Source organism: Bacillus cereus group sp. MYBK30-2, from assembly GCF_051915945.1.
Lineage (GTDB): Bacteria > Bacillota > Bacilli > Bacillales > Bacillaceae_G > Bacillus_A > Bacillus_A paramycoides.
In genome coordinates, this window is sequence record NZ_JBQAFR010000005.1 from 30,132 (window position 1) to 41,689 (window position 11,558).

The window sequence follows — 11,558 nt, forward strand, 5'->3', positions numbered from 1 at the left end:
ACAAAAAAAATCAATCTTTTTTATAAAAGAATAATTCGATTAAATACTATAAGAGCATGTTTTGATTAATCTTTTTTTCAAAACACGCTCTTTTCTTTTGTTCTTTTATCACGGTTAATAGCATTAATTTGATCAAAGTTTATTCGAAACCTACATTAAGAAGCATCCGCACCTTCAAATTGACTATTATAAAGCGAAGCATAAAAACCATCAGCCTTCAATAACTCTTCATGATTACCTTGTTCTACAATATCCCCGTCTTTCATGACAAGAATTAAGTTTGCATCACGGATTGTTGATAATCTGTGAGCGATGATAAAGCTTGTTCTGCCTTCCATGAGGTTTTCCATCGCTTTTTGGATGAGTACTTCTGTACGAGTGTCAATGGAGCTAGTTGCTTCGTCGAGTATTAATATTTTCGGATCCGCTAGAAGGGCGCGGGCAATTGTTAGTAGTTGCTTTTGTCCTTGGGATACGTTGCTTGCTTCTTCATTTAGTTCCATTTGATATTTATTTGGTAATGTTTTTACGAAGCTGTGAACGTGAGCTGCTTTCGCTGCTTCAATTACTTCTTCGTCGGTAGCGTCCAGTCTACCGTAACGTATATTTTCCATGATGGAGCCGTTAAATAGCCAAGTGTCTTGAAGTACCATACCAAACATGTTGCGCAGGTCTTCTCGCGTGAAGTCTTTTATATCGTGACCGTCGATACATATTGCACCGCTGTTTACGTCATAGAAACGCATTAACAGTTTTACGATCGTTGTTTTACCAGCTCCGGTTGGTCCGACGATTGCTACTTTTTGTCCAGGCTTAATGTTAGCTGAAAAATTATTGATGATGATCTTATCTGGATTGTATCCAAATTGAACATCTTGGAAGGTAACTTCTCCTTGAACTTTTTGTAGCTTCACTGGATTTTCTGATTCTGGCACTTCCTCTTCTTCTTCTAAAAATTCGAAGACTCTTTCTGCAGCAGCTGCAGTGGATTGAAGTACGTTCGCGATTTGCGCTACTTGAGCGATTGGTTGCGTAAAGCTTCTAACATATTGCACAAAGGCTAAAATATCTCCAACTGCGATGGTTCTCTTTACCGCAAGCCATCCACCTAAAATAGATACAGCGACGTAACCGATATTACCGATAAATGTCATAATTGGCATCATCATTCCAGATAAAAATTGAGATTTCCATGCGGAGTGATAAAGGGTATCATTTACCTCTTCGAATTTTTTTACTTCTTCTTCTTCTTTGTTAAAGGCTTTTACGATATTGTGACCACTATAAATTTCTTCGACCTGACCGTTTACGTGTCCTAAATATTCTTGCTGAGATTTGAAGTGTTTTTGTGATCTCTTTACGACTCCCATGATAAGAATCATGGATACTGGCAATATTAAAAGCGCCACTAATGTCATTTGCCAGCTGATTGATAACATCATGATAAGTACACCGATGATTGTAATAACGGATGTGATGATTTGCGACATACTTTGGTTTAAAGTTTGGCTCACCGTATCTACGTCATTCGTAATTCTCGATAATACTTCTCCGTGCGTTGTTTTATCAAAGTACTTTAGCGGCATACGGTTAATTTTTTCATCGATTTCTTTTCTGAAGTTATAAGATACTTTTTGGGCTACTCCAGAAATAATGTACCCCTGGATAATACCAAACGCAGTGCTCAGTAAATATAATCCAAGGAGTAAAATGACAATGTTTCCGATATAGGTAAAGTCAATGGCCGCACCGGGTGCGCCTGATACTTTGCTTACGAGTCCTTCGAAAAGTTTTGTTGTCGCATTTCCTAAAATTTTTGGACCAACGATTGTAAAGGCTGCACTACCGATTGCGAAAAGGATAACGACTAAGATTGATAATTTATAGGGCTTCAAGTATTGAAGGAGTTTATTCATCGTTCCTTTGAAGTTTTTTGCCTTCTCAATCTTTCTCATGCCGCCGCCCATATGACCGCCACCACCAGGACCAGGGCCGCCTTGTCTTCTATTTTCTATTTTTCTATCACTCATGATGACAACTCCTCTCTTGAAAGTTGTGATAAAGCAATTTGCTTATAAACTTCACAGTTTTTCATAAGCTCTTCATGAGTACCAGTTCCAACTATTTTTCCTTCGTCAAGTACTATGATCTTATCGGCATTCATGATTGTACTGATTCTTTGGGCAATAAGTAAAACAGTACTTCCTGTAATCTCATTGTTTAAAGCTCTGCGCAATGCTGCATCTGTCTTAAAGTCAAGAGCTGAGAAACTATCATCGAATATGAAGATTTCCGATCTTTTCGTAAGAGCACGCGCAATAGAAAGTCTTTGTTTTTGACCACCGGAAACGTTCGTACCACCTTGTGATATTTCTGTACGGAAGTTTTCAGGTTTCGCTTTAATAAACTCCATAGCTTGCGCGATTTCTGCCGCTTTTGCGAGTTCTTCTTCAGTTGCTTCTTTCTTACCGTATTTCAAATTACTCTCGATTGTACCTGAGAATAGAACTCCTTTTTGCGGTACATAACCAATTTTCTCTCTTAATTCCTTCTGAGATACTTCTCTAATATCCGTGCCATCTATTAATATTTGGCCGCTTGTGACATCGTAAAAGCGTGGAATTAAGTTGATTAATGTTGATTTACCACTACCTGTACTTCCGATGAAAGCTGTCGTTTCACCAGGTTTTGCAGTAAAGGTGATATTGGAAAGCACATCTTCTTCTGCACCTGGATATTTAAAGTTAACATTTTTAAATTCAACGTAACCTTTCTTGTCTGAGGCAAATATTTTCGGCTCTTTTACATCACTAATGGTAACGTCAGTATCTAAAACTTCTGCGATACGTTGTGCGGAAACTGAAGCACGTGGAACCATAATAGATACCATTGAAATCATTAAGAAGGCCATGATGATTTGCATTGTATATTGCATAAATGCCATTAAATCACCAACTTGCATATGTCCCATATCCACTTGGTGTGATCCAACCCAAATAATAAGTACAGTAACGGCATTCATGATAAGCATCATCATTGGCATCATAAATGACATTAAACGGCTTACAAATAAATTTGTTTTTGTTAAATCTTGATTTCCTTTTTCAAATTTCTTTTCTTCATGTTTTTGATTATTAAAAGCACGAATAACGAGCATACCTGTTAAAGATTCACGAGTGATTAAGTTAATTTTATCTACTAACTTTTGGATACTCTTAAACTTAGGAATCGCGATGCTAAATAAACCAATGACTAAGCTTAAAATTGCGATTACCGCAACTCCGATAATCCATCCCATTGAAACGTCTGTAGTAAGTACCTTAATAATGCCGCCTATACCTAAAATCGGTGCATAGAATACGATACGAAGCATCATAACCATAAGCGTTTGCACTTGCTGGATATCATTTGTACTTCTTGTGATTAAAGATGCAGTGGAAAACTTATCAAACTCCGCATTCGAGAAGTTTGTAACTTTCCGGAATACTTTCTTTCTAAGGTCTCTACCTAATCCAGCAGCTACTTTTGCAGCAAGTAAACTCACGATAACGGTAGCTGCCATACTTACTAAGGATAAAAGCAGCATTTTCCCGCCGGAAGTAAGAATATAATTAGATTGAAGCTTATCAATATTGATACCGATCTTTTTATACTCATTCTCAATGAATGAAACGGCTGATTGTGTTACCATGCTGCCTGGCATATTCTTAAACTTTTCATTTGCCTTTTCTTTCATTGCATTGATTTGATCTTGGGGAAGTTTCGCAATGACTGCAAAAGGATCTGTATTTGGCGGAAGCTTCGCTGGTGTTTTGTTGTCACCTGTCGCAGCAGGAGGGAAAGCAGATGGGCCGCCTTTTTCAATTCCTTGTGTAATTAACATTGGTTTCCCAAAGATATCGTTAAGTTCGTTAATTGTATTTTTATCTTCAGTATGTAGCTTATAAAGTGGTTCTTTATCAAGCTGCGGATAATCTTTTAAGTCATTTTTCAGTTCACTTTGAGAGAGGCTGTTCTTATCTAAAAGCGCATAGTTGTCAGCTACTTTTTTCTTCTCATTTTCATTCATAAAGAGCGTAAGTTTATCCATTTCACTTTTACGAATAACCTCAGGTACTGCATTTTCTACACCTTTTTGTTGAATCCCTACATTGACAATGTTAGACATATAGTCTGGCAGTGATAGATCGCATACTGCCTGCACAGTTAAAAGACATACAACTGCAATGATGGAAGCAACAAATGGTTTTAAATGTTTGATGATCTTTAACATTTAATTCATCTCTCCATTTTCCTTGTCTAATTTTTTTAGTTTTTACTCCGTTTCACTCCTTTATTCTTCGTATTCTCAGTAATTCATTCTAGCAGCTCTTTACGTATTTTCGACTACAGATTAATTTTATGACTATATGAAGATATGATGCAACTTTTAGGGGAGAGAGCAGGTCATGTTTTGTTCTGTATACCAGTGATTTATATGTTTTTTAACGAATTATCCGAAAGAATTCTCCCACCTAAAATTGGTGTTTTACACCTTCACATTTTTGAGGAAGGAGTCTTCTGTCGGAAAATGGTTCTGCTGCAAAAGGATGGATTGTGCAACGCTTTAAAAGACTGGGATATGAATTAGAAAAGGGCATTGCTGAAGATATTATTTTTAGTCTTGACATAAGAGAACTAGGAGAGAATGAATTAGAAGAATATATCGAAATGTTTGAATTGTCAGGTTGGGAATATATTTGTTCAAGTTATAATATGCACCTATTTAAAGCGAAACCTGGTACAAAACCAATTTATACAGACAAAGCAACAAAACAGGAAAAAATAAAAAATCTTAGAAAGCCAGTTAAAGTAACAGTTGCGATCAGTACGGCTCTACTTATTGTAGGCTATATTGTTTATTCAATTAGTTCAGGGCTATTAAGTACAATATTTGAAACAGTTTTCTTATTTTCACTTGTCATTACCATTCCAATGTTAATGACATTAATAGCGACTTACTACCATTCGTTGCGAACAAGATAATATAGAAAGTGAATTTGTAAGTTTATAAAGAAAAGGTGGTTGTTATAAGTTATTCGCCCACCAAAACGATCAATCTTTTTTATGAAATTTTTGAGAGGTAAGTTATAAATCCCTTATATTTAGAACAATCTTTGTTCAAAATATAAGGGATTCTTTTTATGATGAAATGAATGTTCACTGCAACTTTTTATTAAACTTTACTTTAAAGCAATAGTTTTTGTAATTGACATCACTTCTCACTGTAACTATAATAGTTACAGTTGGTTTGGCGAATTGCTTTGCACTTCAAAGTTCATGATTGTGTATTTTTATTTCTTCTAAGTGTGATAGTTATCAACTAACTATGTTCTAATGAAAGCTTATATTAAATCTCACATTCAAAGAGTAGTTAGCTGTATCATTCAAATTTACAGTGTGTAAATCCTTTAAAGAAACCACTATTTTCATCTTATTCTTTTTGTAATCCTCGGTATAAAAAATAGTAAACATCTACAGATATTAAATAAGACTGCATTATTTAGAAAGAAATCTTTTAAAAAGGTCATAATATGGATAATAGGCGGAAACTAATTTAATTAATATGAGTTGTTCCACCATAAAGACATTTTTTAATAAAAGTATAGAAAGACTCAAGAAGGTGAATCCATTGCGTAAACATTCACATGTGCAATTTTATGTATTGATATTGGCTCTAATAGCTTATTTAAGCTTTTGCTTTATCTTTTTATTTATTTTTCCGAATCATTATTTTGTATCTGATTTTAATATACGACTCTCATCTTTAGTTGTTGAAACTACTGTATTTATCTCATTGCTTTACTCTTTATTATCCAGAAAAATTAACTTAGGAGTCTTCTGGGTTTGCATTACCATTGCAATAGGTTGTTTCTTGATAGGGAATTTCATATCTGCATTTCAAGTACTTAATCTAGAATTACCAATACAAAATTTTAATATCTCCGATGTATTTTTGTTGTTTTTCTTATTCTTCTTTCTTTTTGCGTTCTTTTATAAAATCATTATGGAATGTAACAAGTGGGAAAAAGCGTATTTACTTTGTGATTTATGTATTGTTGTTACTGCCATTTTTACATTAGAGTGGTATCTATTTAATAAACCTTCTGTAAATATCTTATTCTTATCAATTGGAGATGTTTTTCTTTCATTTATTTTTCCTATTATAGATTTATTACTTCTTTTACTAGGAGTTAGCCTAATATTTCGGCCAGCCATATTTAATACGAAAAGTAAATTATACATCTTTATCGTAGTATTAACTGGATTAGCTATTACGGACTACTTATATTTCTATTTACAAGATGATCTGTCAGATCGTTCAGTTATATTATTAAGGTGTTTGTATAGAGTGTTCCTATTATTTATCGCCATTGCGGCTACAATCCCAAAGAATGCATCTTCTAAAAGAAATTATTTTATTATTGATCCGACATTTGGAAAGAAACTTCTTGTCATATTTCCTTATCTTGCAGTTGCAATCTTAATTGCTTTTACTCTTAAAGAGCAAACTTCCTCGGCTACACTGATTACAGGGAATTGTATTGCATTTGTATTTGTACTTATTCGTCATACAATCGTACGAATGGAAAACAGAGATTTAACCGGAAAATTAAAAGTATTTAATAATCAATTAGAACAAAAAGTATCTCAAAGAACAGCAGATTTAATAAACAAATCTAATGATTTGGTGAAAAACCAAGAAAAATTTAAGTCTTTATATGAGTATCATCCGGATCCTATTTTGACTATTGATTCAAGTGGCATGGTATTAAATATAAACCAGGCCGGAAGTATGTTATTAGGAAAAAACAGTGATGAATTAATAGGTAAAGAGTGCTTCTCAATTTTTTTAGATGAAGATAGATCTGAATTGGAAGCAGCTCTACAGGAAGGTAAACGATGCAGTTCGGCTTCGTTACAATTACGTGTGAAAAATAATAATGAGAAGGACATTCATTTTTGGTACGTCACCATTGTTCCTATTATGATAGAAGGACAAATTTTTGGAAGTTATGTAATGGTAAAAGACATTACGAGAATGAAGCAACAACAAGATGAGATAAACTATCTAGCATTCCATGATACAGTGACGGAGATTGGAAATCGAATATTCTTCCAACAAGAATTAGAAAAATCCATTGAGCGTGCACAAAAAACGCAGGATGAATTTGGACTCCTGTATATAGATTTAAATCGTTTTAAGACCATTAATGATACACTGGGACATTCAATTGGTGACAGTGTTTTAAAAGAAGTTGCTAAACGTTTTAGGACATGTCTGTCCCCGGCTATTCCTCTAGCGAGAATAGGGGGAGATGAGTTTGCAATCATAGTCCATAACCGCACAGAGCAACAGCTATTGGATTTGTGTGAAACTCTATTTCGTATAACTGAAGAACCATTTGTAGTAAATCAGCATAGTTTTTACTTATCTCTTAGTATAGGAATAGCAGTGTATCCGTTTGGAGGAATAAATACTACTACACTTTTACAACATGCTGATATTGCTATGTATAGTGCAAAGGAAAAAGGTAACAATGCTGTTTGCATGTATGACGAGACATTATCAAAAAAAATAACAAGACGATTACGATTAGAACAGGATTTACCGAATGCATTAGAAAATAATGAGTTGTTTTTATTGTATCAACCACAAGTTGACAGTAAGACCGGTATGGTTATTGGTGCAGAGGCTTTAATTCGTTGGCAACATCCAGAGCTGGGACTTATTTCACCTTTTGAGTTCATACCTATTGCGGAAGAAACCTCGCAAATTATTCCAATCGGAAAATGGACGTTACAGGAAGCATGTCAACAATTGAAAAAGTGGCATTCTGTGGGCTATGTAAATCTAAAAATGGGGATAAATTTATCAGCTATAGAGTTTGAACAGAAGGACTTTGTTCAAACAATCATATCTACCATAGAAGAAGTAGGGGTACCTGCTAGTTCGATTGATTTAGAATTAACGGAGCGGATGGCAATGGTAGATGAAAAGGAAACGTTAGAGAAATTAAAAGTATTAAAATCATATGGTGTACATTTATCAATTGATGATTTTGGTACAGGATATTCTTCATTAGCATATCTCCCTTTGTATCCAATTGATACCTTAAAAATTCCAAGAGAATTTGTTAATAGAATTGGAAATTCTACGGATGGAAATGAAATTATTCATACCATTATCTCACTGGCTCATACTTTAAACATGAAAGTGATAGCAGAAGGGGTAGAAACGAAGGAACAATTAACAGTATTACAACATAATGCATGCTATCTAATTCAGGGTTATTACTACAGTAAACCTGTTAATGAAGATGAATTCATTAAGTTTATAAGCTTGATATAAAATAAGTAAGTGCTCTTTGACACTCCCACCCCTAAAGGGGCAAGCTGACTAACGTCAGTGGGATTCTTGCTACCAAAAGCGAAGTCCATTTCTGGTATCGCTGACGTGCAAGATTGCGGTGTGCCATCACCACTCCCACGACAGACCATATAGGTTCGTGAGCTACGGTACTATAACCATACCGTACAGATCGTTTGCGTGTTCATATGTTTTAGCGTCTTGTTCTTGACGACACTAAATTTCCTATTAAAAAGCCTAATTTCTCAATTCTTAGTAGAGAAATTAGGCTTTTTTCATCACATCATTAAATTGCTTTATAGATTAATGACTTGATTTATTAATTATATCTTTAATTATTCGAGTTGAGCTACATAGGTATAGTTTTTGTTGCAACTGTTTGTTGAAATGCCTTATCATGCTCAACAATAACCATTGTAGGATTAAATTGTTGAATAAGCTCTTCAATCTGCATACGCGAATAAATATCTATAAAGTTTAATGGTTCATCCCATATATATAAATGAGCTTTTTCACATAAACTTTTAGCGATAAGCAGTTTTTTCTTTTGTCCACCAGAATAATGAGATATATCTTTCTCAAATTGAATTCGGTCAAAATCCATCTTTCGTAGGATGGATTTAAATAACGTCTCATCAATCTTGTGCTCTTCAATAAAGTCTGATAGCGATCCCTTCAAATGAGAAGTATCTTGTTGGACATAGGAAATGATGAGTCCTGTACCTAAAGTAACTGAGCCTGTATGCTGTATCGGATGTCCTAGAATTAGTTTTAGGATACTACTTTTCCCGCTTCCATTCTTTCCATCAAGCACAATCCGGTCACCTTGTTCAACTATGAAGCTAATCGGCTCATTCACGAATTGGTCATCGTACTTAACAGATACGTCAGCCAAAGTAACCAATTCATTTGACTTAAACTTCAATGCTTCTAATTTTAATGACTCAGTTTTCTCCACATTTTTTAGTAATTTTGACTTTTCTTCAATAGCTTTTTGTTGCCTTGATTCTAGGTTTTTTGCTCTTTTCATCATCTTGGCTGCTTTATGCCCTACAAACCCCTTATCCAACTTAGAGCCTGAATTCCTCGTTCCGTTTTTTGAAGCCTCCACATCATGAGACCAACCTGCTGAACGTTTGGAAGACTGTTTTAATCTTCCTATGTCTTTTTGCAAACGTTCATTTGTAGCCTCTTCGTGTTCTTGCTGTCTATCAAAATTTAACTTCCAAGAAGAATAGTTGCCACTTTGAACTTCAATATTTGATTTATTTATAGATAAGATATGGTCAACGCATCCATCTAAAAAGATTCTGTCATGTGAAATTAAAATAAACCCTTTTTTCTTCCTTAGATAATCAGAGACCATCTTTCGTGCATCAGTGTCTAGATGATTTGTTGGCTCATCAATTAATAGAAATTGCCCCTCATTCAAAAACAATGCAGCAAGTAACACCTTTGTTTGTTCTCCATTTGATAATGTTTTAAATGGTCGGTACATGGCCTCCGCATCAACATTTAAATAGGATATTTCCCGAAGAAATTCCCAATCTTCTGCCAGGGGACAAATTTCTTCAAGGATTTCATGAGTAAACTTATTCTTATCCGAAACAGGGTAGGGGAAATAATTGAATTCTACCGAAGCAAGGATCTTCCCACTGTACTCATAATTCCCTAATAATAAATTAAAAAATGTCGTTTTACCTCGTCCGTTTCTACCGATAAATCCCAGTTTCCAATCTGTATCTATTTGAAAGTTTACACCTTCAAAAATATTATCAAAGCTACCTGGGTATGAAAAAGTTAAGTCTTGAACTTTTATCATTGACATAATAATTCCTCCTTTATATATCGAAACTTTTCATATAAAGTCGGAATATCCATCCATTTTTTTATTCCTCTATATAAGTTTGATGGATATTAACGACTTATATAGAGGATTACATGTGTAACAATAGTGTCTGAATTACTCATTTTTCTCTCTCCTTTATTTGTTAGGTAAATTTACTGATTAATAAATACCAGCGTACATATAAGGGAATAAAAAAAACCTCCAATTTGTAATTGGAAGGATTAGTCTTTCGTTTGTACTTAATAAGTACTTATTAATCATTTGAATCATGACAAATAAAGTATGAACTGAATTATAAAAAATGGATAGACTAACCCTATATTTTGTAGTGTGAAGTTATAAATTTCAACTTAAAATATAAATTAGTTAATCATTATTCATCCATCATTCCTTTCATAATTCTATTTTTAGAGTAACATTCTTTTTTAGGAGATGCAATATCTCCTTCACCTAATCCTAAATCATTTAAAATTCTTCGATTAGGGAGATAAAACATAGCATCATTATTATAAACATCACATTTTCGTTCAAAATGTCACGTCTTTTGTCCATTAAAAGGGGAGTTATTTGAAATTGACATCACCCGTAATGTAACTATAATAGTTACATGAAGCGGTTAACTATGATCCAATGGCAGCTTAGATTCTATCTCATATTCAAGGGGGAGTTAAGCTGTATCATTCAAATTTACGGTGTGCAAATACTTTAAAGAAACCACATTTTGCATCTTATTCTTTTTGGAATCCTTGGTATAAAAAAATAGTAAACATCTACAGATATTAAATAAGACTGTAGTATGTAGAAAGAAATCTTTTAAAAAGGTCATAATAGAGATAATAGGCAGCACCCATTTTAATTCAGATGGGTTGTTCAGCCATAATGATATTTTTTAATAAAAGTATAGAAAAACTCAAGAAGGTAAATCTATTGCGTCAAAAATCATATGTGCATTTTTATTTATTATTTATAGCTCTAATAGCTTATTTAAGCTTTTGCTTTATCTTTTTATTTGTTTTTCCAAATCATTATTTTGTATCAGATTTTAATATACGATTATCATCCTTAGTTATTGAGACTATTGTATTTATTTCATTATTTTATTCTATATTATCCAGGAAAATTAAGTTAGGAATTTTCTGGGTTTGCATTACCATTGCAATAGGTTGTTTCTTGTTAGGGAATTTCATATCTGCTTTTCAAGTACTTAATTTAGAATTACCAATACAAAATTTTAATATCTCCGATGTATTTTTGTTGTTTTTCTTATTCTTCTTTCTTTAAAGTGACATGAAATGACTC

The 11,558-nt window shown here is 33.7% G+C and carries 5 protein-coding genes and 1 pseudogene; 3 read left to right on the top strand and 3 right to left on the bottom strand.

The window, feature by feature from the left end:
• Positions 1 to 155: 155 nt before the first annotated feature.
• Positions 156 to 2,030, bottom strand: a complete 1,875-nt coding sequence (locus tag ACTFQM_RS22555) for an ABC transporter ATP-binding protein (protein ID WP_440036340.1) — start codon at positions 2,028 to 2,030, stop codon at positions 156 to 158.
• Positions 2,027 to 4,273 (bottom strand): ABC transporter ATP-binding protein, encoded by a 2,247-nt coding sequence (locus tag ACTFQM_RS22560; protein ID WP_440036341.1) that lies wholly within the window; start codon positions 4,271 to 4,273, stop codon positions 2,027 to 2,029. The genes ACTFQM_RS22555 and ACTFQM_RS22560 overlap by 4 nt, the downstream gene beginning before the upstream one ends.
• Positions 4,274 to 4,596: 323 nt before the next feature.
• On the opposite strand from ACTFQM_RS22560, the gene ACTFQM_RS22565 reads away from it, so the two are divergent.
• Together ACTFQM_RS22565 and ACTFQM_RS22570 are read left to right on the top strand one after the other, a co-directional pair.
• Entirely contained in the window at positions 4,597 to 5,025 is a 429-nt protein-coding gene (locus ACTFQM_RS22565) for a DUF2812 domain-containing protein (RefSeq protein ID WP_244158223.1), read from the top strand.
• A 646-nt stretch (positions 5,026 to 5,671) separates the two neighbouring features.
• Positions 5,672 to 8,392, top strand: a complete 2,721-nt coding sequence (locus ACTFQM_RS22570; RefSeq protein WP_440036342.1) for an EAL domain-containing protein — start codon at positions 5,672 to 5,674, stop codon at positions 8,390 to 8,392.
• A 367-nt stretch (positions 8,393 to 8,759) separates the two neighbouring features.
• Here the strand turns inward: ACTFQM_RS22570 and ACTFQM_RS22575 are convergent, their stop codons facing one another.
• Positions 8,760 to 10,238 carry an Lsa family ABC-F type ribosomal protection protein gene (locus ACTFQM_RS22575; protein WP_440036344.1) on the bottom strand — a complete coding sequence of 493 codons (1,479 nt, stop codon included), beginning with the start codon at positions 10,236 to 10,238 and terminating at the stop codon, positions 8,760 to 8,762.
• 948 nt (positions 10,239 to 11,186) lie between these two features.
• Between ACTFQM_RS22575 and ACTFQM_RS22580 the strand changes: the two are divergent.
• Positions 11,187 to 11,537, top strand: a pseudogene (locus tag ACTFQM_RS22580) (GGDEF domain-containing protein); the annotation flags it as partial.
• Positions 11,538 to 11,558 lie beyond the last annotated feature (21 nt).